The organism is Lentibacillus kapialis, assembly GCF_014646635.1.
GTDB classification, from domain to species: Bacteria; Bacillota; Bacilli; order Bacillales; family Amphibacillaceae; genus Lentibacillus; species Lentibacillus kapialis.
The window spans coordinates 1-14,560 of the sequence record NZ_BMNQ01000041.1 but is presented as its reverse complement, the minus strand read 5'-3'; the positions used below and the strand labels follow the sequence as shown (position 1 = coordinate 14,560).

The 14,560-nt window shown below is 37.2% G+C and carries 11 protein-coding genes; 7 read left to right on the top strand and 4 right to left on the bottom strand.

Translation table 11 applies throughout. From position 1 onward, the window contains the following. Nucleotides 1–16: 16 nt before the first annotated feature. A complete protein-coding gene (locus tag IEW67_RS12605; RefSeq protein WP_188633435.1) occupies nucleotides 17–1,084 on the bottom strand; it encodes a CDP-glycerol glycerophosphotransferase family protein in 1,068 nt (355 codons plus the stop codon). Nucleotides 1,085–1,196: 112 nt separating this feature from the next. Then, a complete protein-coding gene (gene tagD / locus IEW67_RS12600; protein ID WP_188633434.1) occupies nucleotides 1,197–1,595 on the bottom strand; it encodes a glycerol-3-phosphate cytidylyltransferase in 399 nt (132 codons plus the stop codon). A gap of 368 nt (nucleotides 1,596–1,963) precedes the next feature. Here tagD and galU point away from each other — a divergent pair, with 368 nt between their 5' ends. Together galU and IEW67_RS12590 are read left to right on the top strand one after the other, a co-directional pair. Next, on the top strand, nucleotides 1,964–2,845 hold the full coding sequence (gene galU / locus IEW67_RS12595; protein WP_373288537.1) for a UTP--glucose-1-phosphate uridylyltransferase GalU: 882 nt from the start codon (nucleotides 1,964–1,966) through the stop codon (nucleotides 2,843–2,845). A gap of 122 nt (nucleotides 2,846–2,967) precedes the next feature. Continuing rightward, a complete protein-coding gene (locus IEW67_RS12590) occupies nucleotides 2,968–4,485 on the top strand; it encodes a glycosyltransferase (RefSeq protein ID WP_188633432.1) in 1,518 nt (505 codons plus the stop codon). A gap of 230 nt (nucleotides 4,486–4,715) precedes the next feature. Here the strand turns inward: IEW67_RS12590 and IEW67_RS12585 are convergent, their stop codons facing one another. Further along, a complete protein-coding gene (locus IEW67_RS12585) occupies nucleotides 4,716–6,257 on the bottom strand; it encodes a glycosyltransferase family 2 protein (protein ID WP_188633431.1) in 1,542 nt (513 codons plus the stop codon). Between the two features lie 167 nt (nucleotides 6,258–6,424). Between IEW67_RS12585 and IEW67_RS12580 the strand changes: the two genes are divergently transcribed. The 4 genes from IEW67_RS12580 to IEW67_RS12565 all read left to right on the top strand — a co-directional run bounded on the left by IEW67_RS12580 (nucleotide 6,425) and on the right by IEW67_RS12565 (nucleotide 12,223). Next, nucleotides 6,425–8,548 carry a CDP-glycerol glycerophosphotransferase family protein gene (locus tag IEW67_RS12580; protein WP_188633430.1) on the top strand — a complete coding sequence of 708 codons (2,124 nt, stop codon included), beginning with the start codon at nucleotides 6,425–6,427 and terminating at the stop codon, nucleotides 8,546–8,548. A gap of 128 nt (nucleotides 8,549–8,676) precedes the next feature. Continuing rightward, entirely contained in the window at nucleotides 8,677–9,498 is an 822-nt protein-coding gene (locus IEW67_RS12575; protein ID WP_188633429.1) for an ABC transporter permease, read from the top strand. A gap of 15 nt (nucleotides 9,499–9,513) precedes the next feature. Continuing rightward, entirely contained in the window at nucleotides 9,514–10,827 is a 1,314-nt protein-coding gene (gene tagH / locus IEW67_RS18410) for a teichoic acids export ABC transporter ATP-binding subunit TagH (RefSeq protein ID WP_188633428.1), read from the top strand. 19 nt (nucleotides 10,828–10,846) lie between these two features. Further along, nucleotides 10,847–12,223, top strand: coding sequence for an outer membrane protein assembly factor BamB family protein (locus IEW67_RS12565; RefSeq protein WP_188633427.1), 1,377 nt, complete (start codon nucleotides 10,847–10,849; stop codon nucleotides 12,221–12,223). Nucleotides 12,224–12,270: 47 nt separating this feature from the next. Here the strand turns inward: IEW67_RS12565 and IEW67_RS12560 are convergent, their stop codons facing one another. Continuing rightward, the gene (locus IEW67_RS12560) at nucleotides 12,271–12,987 is read right to left on the bottom strand and encodes a glycerophosphodiester phosphodiesterase (RefSeq protein WP_188633426.1); all 717 of its coding nucleotides are present in this window, start codon (nucleotides 12,985–12,987) and stop codon (nucleotides 12,271–12,273) included. A 298-nt stretch (nucleotides 12,988–13,285) separates the two neighbouring features. Here IEW67_RS12560 and IEW67_RS12555 point away from each other — a divergent pair, with 298 nt between their 5' ends. Beyond that, nucleotides 13,286–14,341 carry a glycosyltransferase family 4 protein gene (locus tag IEW67_RS12555; protein ID WP_188633425.1) on the top strand — a complete coding sequence of 352 codons (1,056 nt, stop codon included), beginning with the start codon at nucleotides 13,286–13,288 and terminating at the stop codon, nucleotides 14,339–14,341. Nucleotides 14,342–14,560: the final 219 nt, after the last annotated feature.

The following is a 14,560-nucleotide window of genomic DNA, read 5'->3' as shown; positions in this document are numbered from 1 at the left end:
CTTCTTAGGATCTCGGTCAGCTTTTCACACTTTCATTGACAACCTCATAGTGTTTCTCTTCTGTATAAATTGCTTTAATCAGTTGTTCACTTGAACGTCCTTGTGAATACTCGTTCCATCGGAATGCGAAGCTTCTGATCCGATCCATATCATAAGTCTCATTTTCAATAATATCAATCAAGTCAGGGGTGTTTTTTGCAATGGGACCTGGCACAAGATCCTCATAAGCTTTCCAAAACCCTTTATCCAGTGTATATTGATCCAAATCATAGGCGAAGAAGGCCATTGGTTTGTCCAATAATGAAAATTCAAAAGGTATCGATGAGTAATCCGTTATTAACAAATCCGTTACAATTAATAAATGATTCATATTATGATAGCTGGAAACATTGACAACAAATCCCGGATATTTATTCTGGAATTCACCATTAACTGCTGGGTGCAACCGTAGGAATAAAACGTATTTATCTTTAAGCTCCTGATACATTTTATTAATGTTTAACTCCAGTTCTGCTGAATTCAGTGAACCATCACGGTAAGTTGGTGCATATAGTATGACTTTTTTTTCATTGATAACGGGGTATTCCTCAACCAAAGTCTTTTGAACATTTTTTTTAGCTACTTCATCAAAAAAGAAATCGGTTCTCGGTATACCTGTCCGCAGGATTCTGTTATCGGATAGATTGAAACTTTCACGAAAAATAGAAGACATACGTTCAGAACCAACGACTACTTTGTCAAATTGCCGGTAAACCTTTTTGAAACGCTGATAAGCCCTTAAGGTACGCCCTTGTATTACCGGGTCCTTTAACCCAAACTGTTTGATCGCTCCTGCAGCATGCCATAGCTGAATGCACTGAACATTTGATTTAAATGCCGTTGCGGCCAGAAAACCAAAGTAATTATCGACAAAAACTTTTTCACACGTTGCTAAGTGGTAGACGGAACGAATCCAGTCAGCAAGATTACTAGCTTTAAAGTTTAGCGTTAAACGTGCGGATCCAAAATCGGTTTTGCAATGGGAAGTTTTGAGAATAACAACTTCTTCATTTGTCTGTTTTTCGAGTTCTTTAACAGTATACAAAACATTTTCCCCAAATGAAGCAACAAATGTTGTTTTCGTTTTTTGGGGTAACTGTTTGAAAATGATGAATACTGCACGAAAAACAGATAGATATAGTGTTATTGCCAGTTCTCTAACCATTTTTTGTCTGATTCAGATCAGATTTGATTTGGGTTGTTGAAATCCCTACTGTTCTTGGTAAATAAACGACCTCACAATAGTCCTTGAGGAAGTCAAATTCACCTCTCCAGTCATCTCCCATTACAAATACATCGACATCATGTTTCTGAACGTCTTCAACTTTTTGTTCCCATTTATGTTCCGGAATTACTTCATCCACATAACGGATTGCTTCAAGAATAATTTTGCGCTGTTCAAACGTGTAATAGGCTTCCTTGTGCTTTATAGCGTTGAACTCATCAGACGAAATGGCCACGATTAAATAGTCACCATATTCCTTAGCGCGTCGCAGAATATTGATGTGACCTACATGAAGTAAATCAAATGTGCCGTACGTGATCACTTTTTTCATTCCATGTAACCCTCCAATTTTAAAGATATGTTATTTTAAATAATGAATAAACTAATATTCAGTTTAAAACTAGATAGTATCACATAATTAGTATACTATGAAACATGCACAATATAAAGATACATTTATTTCTAGATTTACTTCAGACACGAGAGCCAAAGATAGTGTTTGGAAATTATTACTTAAAAAGATGACATAGATTAAATTTTTAATGTTATCATAAAGAATAGAATTCCTATGCTTTTTTAAGTTTGTCATGTTGTAATACAGAGGTTTACCAAGGGAAAAGGATAAGTTGACATGTATAAAAATCATAATTTCTCACTAGTCTAAAAAATCATTTAAAAAGTAATTAAAGGAGAATGAACGTGAATATTAAAAAAGCAATCATCCCTGCGGCAGGATTAGGCACAAGATTTCTTCCGGCTACCAAAGCTATGCCTAAAGAAATGCTTCCAATAGTAGACAAGCCTACGATTGAATATATAGTGGATGAAGCTATTGAATCTGGAATTGAAGATATTATTATAGTGACAGGTAAAGGTAAACGAGCTATTGAAGATCATTTTGATTATACACCAGAACTTGAAGAAAATTTAAAAGCAAAAGAAAAATTTAGCCTCCTGGAAAAAGTAAGAGCATCAGCCAGCGTAGACATTCACTACATAAGACAAAAGGAACCTAAGGGCTTAGGACATGCTATTTGGTGTGCAAAAAATTTTATTGCCGGAGAGCCGTTTGCTGTTTTACTCGGTGATGATATTGTTCAAAACGAAAAGCCGTGCCTTAAACAACTTATTGATGAATATGACTCCACTGAGTCTTCAGTGATTGGGGTTCAACAAGTTCCTGAATCTGAAACACACCGATATGGTATAGTTAAGCCTGCTGTAAAGACTGGAAATCGTTATAAAGTAAGTGAGTTTGTTGAAAAGCCTCCACGTGAAACTGCGCCATCTAACCTAGCAATAATGGGCAGATATATTTTGACACCTGAAATATTTGATTACTTGGATCAACACAAAATAGGTGCAGGTGGTGAAATACAGTTAACAGATGCAATTGAGAAGCTAAATCAAATTCAGAATGTTTATGCGTTTGAATTTAGTGGTCAGAGGTATGATGTTGGTGAGAAATTTGGTTTTATTAAAACAACAATAGAAATTGCTCTATCCCATGATGAACTAAGACAACCATTATTAGACTACCTTGAAAAAATGGCAATAAACCCAGCGAAGTCTAAGCAGTAAAATTACTGGATTAAAGCATATCATGCTCATGTGATACGTTATTATTTGAACATTATTAAATACTTATAAGAGAGATATATAGTTAGAAAAATTTTAGAACCTTTATAAAGGGTGGAATTATTATGCAAAATGTAACTCCAATTATATTAAGTAATTCTGTAGACATCAAAAGAGGGGGGTTGACCAAAGCAATTTTCACAAGAGCTAATACTTTGGTTGCTAAGTATAAAAGGGTTATTATTTTAACTCTTTCATTTCAACAAAATCATCAAGAGATAATAGAAGAAATTTATAACAAAGGTTTATTAAGCCGAAACGTCGAAGTTCATAACATGTTTGAGGATTTAAATACCGATAAGAAATATAATAAGAAAAATAGAATAACGAAAACAGGTAAAGCAAAAGGGTATACCGTCTTTAAAGACACCAAACAGAAAGAGTATCCGTCTTATCGATACTACAGTAATGGTCTTTATGTAATGTATAAGCGTTTTAATCAAGATGAAAGCTTGCAGTTTATAGATTATATGAGTGAGGCAAGGCATCGGACTAAAAGGGAAGAATACAATCAGCAAGGTTATGTAACTAGAATAAGCCATATGGATATCGTTAAGAACAAACCACGATTACACCGATATTTTGATAATAAAGGGAAGTGTTATGCATCCGTATGGGCAGACCCCAATACAGGCAAAACAGGTAGAGTTAATCTTCATGGTAAATCCCCAAAGGAATTCAAAACAATGGAACAGTTAAAGAAATACTGGATTGAAAACAAATTGAAAAAGATTAAACAACCTGTCATAATGACGGATAAACGCGACATGGATTGGTTAGCATTAAAATTGAAGCATAATAATTTAAAAAGAGTGGCAGTTATCCATAACAATCACTTTAACAAACCATTTGATAACACAGCAGAGGTTAAAGAAAATTATAAAGTATTGTTTGATAACTTGGATAACTTTGATAAGGTTGTTTTTCTTACTCAAGAACAAAAAGACGATGTGAAACGTTTATTTGGGGAAAGAGGCAATTTAGTTGTTATTCCGCATCCTGCTAAACAAGTAAACAAAAATGAACAAAATATGTCGATAGATGACTTTAACCCGTATAAGGCAGTTACTTTGGCAAGATATGAAAAACAAAAAAGATTAGACCAATCAATTAAAGCATTTAAAATAGTTGTTGAAAACATTCCATCTGCCGAGTATCATATATATGGATTTGGGAAAGAAGAGGGGAATTTACATAATTTAATTAAGGATCTTAAGCTACAAGATAATGTTAAATTAAGAGGTTATGCCGAAGATGTATCCGCAGTATATAAATCAGCTGCATGTTCCATTCTCACATCGGATTATGAGGGGTTTGGTATGGTTTTAGCAGAGAGTTTAGTGAATGGTACGCCTGCTGTGACTTACGATTCAAAGTACGGACCTTATGATATTGTTAGGGATGGTATTGATGGATATGTAGTTGCTAAAGGTGATATAGAAGAACTGGCAGATAAAGTAATAAAAATAATGGATAGTAAAAGTTTAAGAGACGACTTGTCAAAAAATGCCTTAGAAGTTGGCAAACGGTTTAGCAGAAAAGATTATTCTAACTGTTGGCTTAGTTTATTAAATGATATTTAATCACGTGTAAGAGAGCTTATACTTTGGTTTTATATAAAACATCAAATATTTTATTTTAAAAGTGGCATTTTCTTGCACACTAGTATTCGGTTATCAAAAGTGCTTTAAAATAATAAATCCTGTTCTACTTTATTGTGGAACAGGATTATTTTAAAGTTTGGGAGGACTCAGACTCCCCTATTTGGAATTGTGCAAAGGGAAAAGAATGGTAAAAAGTTATTATAATGGTGTTAATCTATGTTGATTCCAAAATTGTCTCCAACTGTAACATAAAAGTCAAACTTTCTCTTTTTATAGTTAACAATATTTCGTGCGTTCATTCTTATAGCCGATTTTTTATACCCATCGTATTTGATAAATATAGCATAACTAACTTTGGCCAGTTTTTCCAGTTTCTGATAAGGTATCTTAGCTTCAAACAGATTATTTGTAATCCGGTAGGTGTCAAATTCCATTTCATTCAAATCATCATGACGCCGTCTGAGCACAAGTGCTTCAGTTTTGTCTACGTCGTCACCGTACATATTAAATTGAACGGTCAAATTATCATCATTTCGGATAGAGCTATGATGGACAGCTATCGTTCTGATTCGTGCCTTGCTGTATTGATCAATAAAAGGAAGCTTGTAGTATGGGATGTTGTCTTCAATAAAATAATCCTTAGTCTGTTCTTTTCGGCTCCATTTGATTAAAGTGATGATGTCATCGTATCTTGCTTTCAAAAATAAATCAACGAGAGTTTTGTGCCATGGCTCATTGATAACATCTTTAAAATCATACGGCAATCTGTCAGCAGTTGCCATGACTTCTTCAAATTTGCGGTAATAATTTTCCTTTTTCTTTGATTTCAGGAAATGTTCGCGATTGAACAGTCTTGTAATACAATCAAATTCATATAGTCGGCTCAGCATCATCTTTTCGATATGCTGTGGAAGCTTTTTGCTGATGACATACTTAATCAGTGCAATATTGGTGTCCGTTTTTTCAAAAATGGAAGTTGTTTTCGTGAAACTTTCATTATCTTTATATCTATTGGCGTAATAAATCACTTCATCACTTGTTGAAATAAAGTCACAATTCGTCAATACATCGAAAAAGAATTGTTTGTCTTCAGCAAAGGGCATGTCGGGAAAAATGATATGATGCTCTCTTAGAAAGTCAGTTTTCATCATTCTGCCGGTCGGCGCCAGATGATGGAAAATCGCGCCAATTGAAAAGGGGTTAATGGATTCCCTTGTTGCCCAGCTGTTATATTCTCCGATAATATACTGTCCTTTATCCGTTTTTTTAATGGTTTTCCCCACTGCATAGTTGTTCCCTGTCTTTTCAAGTAAGTCGTACAAGGATTTAACACCATTTTCATCAAGCCAGTCATCAGAATCCAGGAACATAATATAATCACCTTTAGCTAATTTAATACCAAGGTTTCTAGGTGTTGAAGGACTCCCTGAATTTTCTTTTAAAAATATCGGATTAATATTGTGATATTTTTTGGAATAAGAAAGAGAAATTGCCCTCGACTTGTCCTCAGATTGATCATCGATAATGAGCAGTTCAATATTTTCGAAACCAAGTGTCTGATCGATGACAGAGTCAATTGCTCTTGTCATTGTTTCCTCTGAATTGAAAACAGGCATGATGACGGTAACATGAAAGTTCTTATTTTTATTTTGTCTGTGAATATAGTAGCCCTGTTTGTTATATTTGACTTTGTTGGCAAATTTTTTGTCGCTTAATAGAACGGAATTTATTCGGTTTATTAACGGTTTCATATAAAAGGCCTCCTAGGTCGTCGATTATATAGCCAAGTTGTAAATCCATGTAAGTTCCTAAGTATAACTCTGAAAACTGACTGAAATCAAATTTAAATTGATAAACAGCTTTTATAACCATATAATAGTGAATAGAATCGCAACATGGAAAGGGGCAAAACTCCCAAATGCACATAAATAACATAAAAAATAAACAGATCATGGAACTGGCCCTAAAAGATAACGAATATTTGATAAAGGTCCCTGTTAAAGAAAGCTTCCTGGAAAAGTATCACAAATTTCATTTTACCTTGGAAGAACGAGAAACAGGGCATATATTGCCAATCAGTGCCACAGAGACTGAAAAACAAAATGAATTTCGGGTATTTAAGTTATTCTTGCCTTTTAACGATTATGAAAATACATTTTTAGAAAATGATATTTGGAATGTATATCTCGTCAGAGAAGATGAAGATGGCTATCAAAAGCGAAGCAGGATTGCCAGTAATTACGATGACATTCGCTTTTCAACTATTGTTGTTCCTGAGAAAGAGTTGATGTTTTATCCATTTAGGACAAAAAAAGGGAAGTTATCATTTAGGATGAATGATTATTTTACTTATGGAATGTTTGATGAGGTTGCCTTAACTGAGAACGACCTTATATTTTCCGGTTATTTTAATTTTCCACCTTATTATAAGACTGATGATTATGAGATAAAAGACATCAGCTTAATTGTTACAGATAACACGTCTGAAGAAGAGTATATTATCCCTCTGGAACGGTTTGAACGACATGATTTGCAAGACAAATATGAAGGTAATGATAACCTTGTTCATTGCGGAATAAAGGGTGAATTTGATATACCAGCTACATTAAGCTTAGATCAGAAACATTATTTTAAATTTCATTTGGAAATAACATATTTAAAAGATAGTGAAATGTTTTCTATGCGTAGCTCACGGGTGAGAGTTGATCATACCTCTATCCAATTACCTGAAAAAAAAGTCATCAATTACCATAACCAGAAAGCGAAACTGCTGGTGAAGTCGACAAAGTACTCGAAGTATCTTTCGTTCCAAATGTCCTATTATAATTTTAAGCGTGAACTAAAAAAATCAGTTAAGAATAAATGGGTGAAAACCAGACGAAGTGATAAACTATTGCAAGCGTACAAATTAGCGTTTTTTCTGCTTGGTAAATTGCCTGTTAAAAAGAATACAATTATGTTTGAGAGTTTTCTTGGCAAACAATTTAGTGACAGTCCACGCGCAATTTATGAATACTTGATTGAAAACTATCCGGAGTATCAAATGTACTGGAGTGCTGACAGACGGCATACCAAGTTTTTTGAGGATAAGAATGTAAATTATGTGAGAAGGTTCTCGATTAGATGGCTCATTTTGATGTCAAGAGCTGAATTTTGGGTTTCCAACAGCAGGCTTCCTTTATGGATTCCGAAGCCAAAACATACAACGTATTTGCAGACATGGCACGGCACCCCTCTGAAGCGTCTAGCGGTTGATATGGATGAAGTACATATGCCCGGCACAAATTCGGTGAAGTATAAACGGAATTTTGTCAAAGCGACAAGTAGATGGGATTATCTTGTCTCGCCGAATGCTTATTCAACAGAAATTTTTAAACGGGCATTCCAATTTCAAGGGGAAATGGTAGAGAGTGGATATCCGAGAAATGACTTTTTAATCAACGATAACAACGAACAAACAATTCGCAGCATTAAAGAGCGTATTGATTTACCTACTGATAAAAAAGTGATCCTTTATGCGCCAACTTGGCGGGATAATCAATTTTATGGTAAAGGGAAATACAGATTTCAATTGGAAATGGATTTGGCAAAAATGCAGAAGCATCTTGGAGATGACTATATCATTTTGCTTCGGATGCACTATTTGGTTGCCGAGCAGCTTGATGTGGATGATTTTCAAGGATTTGTTTTCGACGTATCATTCCACGAGGACATCCGGGAGCTGTATTTAATTTCCGATATGCTTATAACGGATTATTCTTCCGTGTTCTTTGACTATGCGAACTTGAAACGCCCCATGTTGTTTTTTGTGTATGACATTGAGGAATACAGAGATAACCTGCGTGGCTTTTACTTTGACTTTGAAGCTAAAGCGCCGGGTCCGCTGGTCCAGACAACTGATGAGATTCTGGATGTTATACAGGAGATCGATCAGAATGGTTTTAAACCGTCAGAAACGACTCAAAACTTCTATAAACGATTTTGCTACTTGGAAGATGGACAAGCGAGTGAACGTGTTGCCAAAGACGTGTTCGTAGATTGAAAAGAAAGCTTATATCGTCTTGTGCGGTATAAGCTTTATCTGATTGTTTTTTAATCCGTTTAAATGTATAATGCTATAATGGATTTGTAATTCAGAAGAGTACATTGCTAATTCGAAAGGAAATTTTTATGAAGACGGCCATAACTGTCATAAAAGAACAAATCGATCATTTTTATTTAATCCGCAGGCTATCATTGTATGAAATAAAAAGTCAAAATAAAAATAATTACTTGGGAATGGCCTGGGAGTTTATTAATCCTTCGATCCAGATCTTGATTTATTGGTTTGTCTTTGGAACACTTAGAAGCCGGGAACCGGTCGAAGTAGGAGGGACGGAGATACCGTTTTTCTACTGGCTAGTAGCTGCCTTTTTCCTATGGTTATTTTTCTATCAGGGGACAATTCAAGGATCCAAGTCGATTTATACCCGGTTGAGAATCCTATCTAAGATGAATTTCCCGATGAGCATTATACCGAATTTTGTGATTTTTTCGAAGTTTTATGTTCATTTAGTCATGCTTGCTATAACCATTATCATATTTCAATTGAATGGTTTCTTTATCAATATTTATTACTTGCAGCTTATATACTTCATATTTGCAGCACTAGCACTTATATTCTCCATATCGCTGATTACATCGACACTTTCGACAATCATCAGGGATGTTCACATGTTTTTGAATTCGACATTGAGAATGTTTTTATACTTATCAGGTGTTTTATGGCCAATCACCATTTTGAGTGAATGGCAAACGCTCATGAATGTCATGATGCTGAACCCATTATACTACCTTGTTCAAGGTTACAGGTATGCGCTGTTCGGAGAAGGCTGGTATTTTATAATTGAATGGCAATACAGTCTTTTCTTCTGGGGATTGGTGCTTGCGTTGTTCCTAATTGGAGCCAAACTGCATATGACGTTTCGACGGCACTTTATTGACTATTTATAAAGGTTAGTGATAACCATGGATAAAGCAATTACTGTCAAAAATATATCCAAAAAATACAAGCTTTATAATAACGGGAAAGAACGGCTTGGCGATTTGTTGACCCCTAAAAGCTATGGGAAAGACTTTTATGCCCTGACAGATGTATCCTTTGAAGCGGAAAAGGGTGATGTTGTCGGATTTATCGGCATTAATGGCTCCGGGAAATCGACACTGTCCAACATTATTGCGGGTATTATACCGGAGACGTCAGGCACTGTTAAAGTTAACGGTTATACATCGCTTATAGCCGTTTCCTCGGGGCTGAAAGGTGAATTATCCGGAAGGGACAATATTGAATTGAAACTGCTTATGCTTGGGTTCAACAAGAGTGAGATTAAGGATTTGGAACCAGGAATCATCGAATTTTCTGAGCTTGGTACCTTCATAGATCAACCCGTTAAATCTTATTCGAGCGGTATGAAATCAAGACTGGGCTTTGCGATTTCCGTCAATGTCGATCCGGATGTTCTCATCATCGATGAAGCATTGTCTGTCGGTGATAAAGCTTTTGCCGAAAAGAGTTATCAAAAAATGGTGGAATTCAAGAAAATGGATAAAACTATGATTTTTGTCAGTCATTCACTCGGCCAGATGCGGAAATTCTGCGAGAAAATCTTATGGCTTGAGTATGGCAGAGTGAGGGCTTTTGGCACCGTCGATGAGGTGATTCCAAAATATGAAGCTTTCCTTTCATTTTGGAAAAAGTTGAGCCATAATGACCGTGAGCGGTATAAACAGTCGATAATGGAAGGCCAGATTCCCGATGAATGGTATAACAATGGAGAGGATCATGAGGATTCAGAAGAAATCACTGAATTTATCGAAGAACCGACAAGCCGGCTCGGACATGTAAAGGGCGGTGTTTCCCATATCTATTCAAGCCCTGCAGCATCTAAAAAAGAGACGGATGGCGAGCCAACAGATAGATATAAAAATAAAGTTTACTATATTAAAAAACAAGCCACATATAAAGATGAAACTTTCTATCTTTTGAGCCAAGAACCTAGCGCCATGAATGGAATTGTTGGGTGGATGAAGGGAAGTGATATGTCCAGCCGACAGCATATTGCAATTGATACAGACGAGAAAACGTTTCATTTTATAGGTACAGGACAAGCCTTTGAGCATCCGTGGGGTGGAAAAAAAGACAAAATCATCGACGATATGGAACCGTATAGAGACACAGAGTTCAAGGTGAACAGGACTGTAAAAGTAGGCAATGACATTTGGTACAGAGGCACATTAAATGAGCGACACATTTGGTTGCCTCAAAATCATTTAAAAAGTTGAAAATAGGAGTGGGACCTTAATGAAAAATGTAATTCCATGGATGGCAGGGTTGTTACTTGCATTGACATTATCGCCTGTAATCACAATGGGAGCGGATTTTGGCCCTGATGAATGGCTTCAGTACCGTCTTAACAGCGATAAAAATGCGGTTTTTGATAATGGTTCTGAACCACTGGACAATCAAATATTTGAAACGGAGGATGAAATCAGATCAACACCGGTTGTTGTTGGTAATAAACTTTTTGTCGGAAATCATAATACTGGCGATTTATTTGCATTTGATTTAGAGACAGGCGAGCAATTATGGCATAACCAGGCTCCCAACTGGGTTCATTCGGAAATGATTTATCATGAGGGCACTGTGTTTGTCGGTTTTGGAAATCGTTATTTTCAGGATAGCGGCGTACGGGGAACAGAAGAAAGTGGCGTGCTGGCACTCGATGCAGAATCTGGAGATATACTTTGGAAATATGATACAGAAGGGGAAGTCATGCCTACACCTGCTTATTATAATGGTCATATCTATGCCGCAACAGGTGACAAGCACATATATCAATTAGATGATGAAACTGGGGAGCTTATAAATAAGTCGAGTATTGATCATGTTGTGAGTATGTCCTCGCCGACCATAAAGGAAGACACTTTATACGTAGGGAGTGGCAGACCTTCACCTTATACGTTTTCAGCTTATGATTTAACAAATGATGAATTCAAATGGCAGACAGAATTCCCCGATGTATTCGCTGGTCTGGACGATGTGCCGCCGGCCGTGTCAGATGGTGTGGTTGTTACAACAGCTTTGACAGGTGACAGCGATAACCCGGAACATTGGCTGTATGCTCTTGATGCTGAGACAGGCGAGCGCTTGTGGGAGAAAAGTTTAGGAACAGGGGATTTTGTTAAAAATAATAAATCCGGCGCACCAATTATTTATGAGGATAAAATATTTGTTGGGAGTCCGATAACGAAAACATTTTATGCATATGATCTGAAATCGGGTGAGAAGCTTTGGGAATTCGAGAACGAGGTCATGAAAGCCCCGCCAGTAGCTCAGGATGGTATTGTGTATTTTTCTAACACTAAGGGCATGGTGTATGCACTTGACGCCAAGAGTGGCGAATTAAAGGGTGAGAAAGAACTAAATGGAACACTGGCACCGTCGGGACCAATTATCATGAATGATACGTTGATTGTTGGGAGTCAAGATTCGAATGTTTATGCTGTACCTCTTTCAGAGTTCAATTTAAAAGAGGAAAGCGGACAGGATTCACCTGTAAAGAATGAGAAAGCCAATTCTGATGAAAGCAATAACATGATGCAATATGTTATTGTCGCTATCTTAGCGATTTTGCTTATAGGTTTACTTGTTTATATGTATAAGCGTAAGCGTTCATAATGTAAAACCCTGCATTTGCAGGGTTTTTGCTTTGCGATTCTTCTATTTTAAGAACCAAACACCCCCGGCTCATTCGAAAAAACCCCATCAACCCCGAAATCAACCAGCTCCGCGTACCGATTAACGTCATTAACGGTGAAGGGATAAACTTCGTAGCCGTGGCGTTTGCTTTCTTGAACAAACGTTTGATTAACATAGACCTGATTCGGATGGAGGCTCCTTATAGCTAATCCGCTGTTGGCTGCGTAATCCCATGGGTTCAGCATCCGGTAATAAAAAAGCATCCCAAGGTCGATGTCTGGATTGATGTTCTGAACATTTTTTAATGCAACATGATCGAATGAGGAAACGATCACATTTTCCGTCCGGTTATAATGACTTAATGTATCAAGCAACCGTTGCTCAATGCCATCATAAATGACGGGAATGTTTTTTATTTCAATGTTCAGGAAAAGATGGTGGGGGCAGATATCGAGCACGTCTTCAAGCGTCGGCAGGTTAGTGCCGGCAAATTCCTCGCTAAATGCCGATCCAACATCAATTTGTCTGACCTCATCCCATGTATAATCTTTAATCAGTCCTGTGACATTTTTATTAAAACGGGTGAATTTATGGTCGTGCGATACGACTAAATGGTTGTCTTTTGTCAGCTGGACATCCAATTCAATCGCTTTTGCACCATGCTCAATTGCTTTTTGGAACGCGGGCAGCGTATTTTCCGGTGCTTCTGTCAGAGAGCCGCGGTGTGCAAAGTTTAATGGCATGTCAGTCACTCCAATTTATATGTATTTTGATGTTGTATTTGATTCACCCTTCAGTATATTCTTCCGTGTTATAGGTTTCAAAAAATATCATGCATGGTTTACGCATCAAGGGGGAACGTTACAAATAAATAGGACACTTACAAGATGCAACGGAAATTTTCTGTAGCGCCTTTCAGCCAAAAGGTTTATAATGTATAGTTGAGTAGTGTATGTAAATTGAATGTAAAAAATACCGAAACATTTTTACCATATAATTGTCTTATGTGCAGATAGATGTTCACTTAAATGAGGTGGGCTAATGATAAACATCTTTTTACTGGCCTTATTAACGATGCTGGTGTCGTTGATTATGACGCCAGTGTTTATAAGATTTTCGAAACGATTGAATGCAACCGATAAACCGAATCACCGGAAAGTGCATGCGGCCCCGGTTCCAACATTGGGCGGGCTGGCTATTTTCGCAAGTTTTTTGATTGGACTTTTGATATTGCAGCCGGCGGGTGAGTATCACTTGGCGATTATAATCGGCGGTTTTGCCATGATTGGTCTTGGTTTTATTGATGATATGTTTGATGTGTCAGCGAAAGCCAAGTTCATTATCCAGCTTGGTGTAGCTGTGTTCATCGTCTTCTGGGGCGGTCTGCAGGTGGAATTCATCAACTTGCCGTTCGGCGGTGAAATTGAATTTGGATTCTTAAGTTCAGTTGTCACCATCTTATGGATTGTTGGTGTGACCAATGCGATTAATTTGATTGACGGACTTGATGGACTGGCTGCAGGGGTTTCTGCGATTGCACTATTTACCCTTGGCGTGATGGCGGTCATCATGAATGATGTGTATGTGGCGACGATGGCGTTTATTCTGTTTTTCAGCTCTGCGGGTTTTTTACGCTACAATTTTTACCCGGCTAAAATTTTTATGGGTGATACCGGCGCACTTTTTTTAGGTTACATGATTTCGGTATTGGCATTGCTCGGGTTTAAAAATGTTACCGTTATTTCATTTATCATCCCGATATTTATATTAGGTGTACCAATATCTGATACACTGATTGCCATGGTACGGCGTTACATCAATAACATGCCGATCGCAAGCCCTGATAGTGCGCATTTGCATCACAGGCTTATAAAGGCGGGCTTCACTCATAAACAGACGGTACTGTTGATTTATGCGCTGAGTGCGATGTTCAGTGCTGCTGCGATATTATTCTCGATGACAACGGTTTGGGGCTCTATTTTGATCTTTTCAATTGCTCTGTTGACCATGCAAATCCTGATTGAGAACCTTGAAATGATTAACAGCGAGTATAAGCCGCTGACCAATTTTGTGAAAGCACTTCGGCAACGGTCTTAATAGGACAGGCTTTAATGAGCGAATGGTTTAAAGGGGAAGGTTGCAAACGATGAACGATTCACTGACGATAATGGATATTGAATTTTTAAATACGACCAAAGAAGAACTGCTGCAGGACCATTTGTATCCCAACCTGATGGATGGCGAGAAATGTTTTATCGTCACTGCTAATCCGGAAATCGTCATGCAGACGAGAGAAAATCCCGATTATAAAGAAAG

What these genes read in the sequence shown, in the direction of transcription:
- IEW67_RS12575 (WP_188633429.1), top strand. Translation starts at nt 8,677, where the DNA reads ATGAAGACGGCCATAACTGTCATAAAAGAACAAATCGATCATTTTTAT.
- tagD (WP_188633434.1), bottom strand. Translation starts at nt 1,595, where the DNA reads ATGAAAAAAGTGATCACGTACGGCACATTTGATTTACTTCATGTAGGT.
- IEW67_RS12580 (WP_188633430.1), top strand. Translation starts at nt 6,425, where the DNA reads ATGCACATAAATAACATAAAAAATAAACAGATCATGGAACTGGCCCTA.
- IEW67_RS12585 (WP_188633431.1), bottom strand. Translation starts at nt 6,257, where the DNA reads ATGAAACCGTTAATAAACCGAATAAATTCCGTTCTATTAAGCGACAAA.
- IEW67_RS12565 (WP_188633427.1), top strand. Translation starts at nt 10,847, where the DNA reads ATGAAAAATGTAATTCCATGGATGGCAGGGTTGTTACTTGCATTGACA.
- tagH (WP_188633428.1), top strand. Translation starts at nt 9,514, where the DNA reads ATGGATAAAGCAATTACTGTCAAAAATATATCCAAAAAATACAAGCTT.
- IEW67_RS12590 (WP_188633432.1), top strand. Translation starts at nt 2,968, where the DNA reads ATGCAAAATGTAACTCCAATTATATTAAGTAATTCTGTAGACATCAAA.
- IEW67_RS12560 (WP_188633426.1), bottom strand. Translation starts at nt 12,987, where the DNA reads ATGCCATTAAACTTTGCACACCGCGGCTCTCTGACAGAAGCACCGGAA.
- IEW67_RS12555 (WP_188633425.1), top strand. Translation starts at nt 13,286, where the DNA reads ATGATAAACATCTTTTTACTGGCCTTATTAACGATGCTGGTGTCGTTG.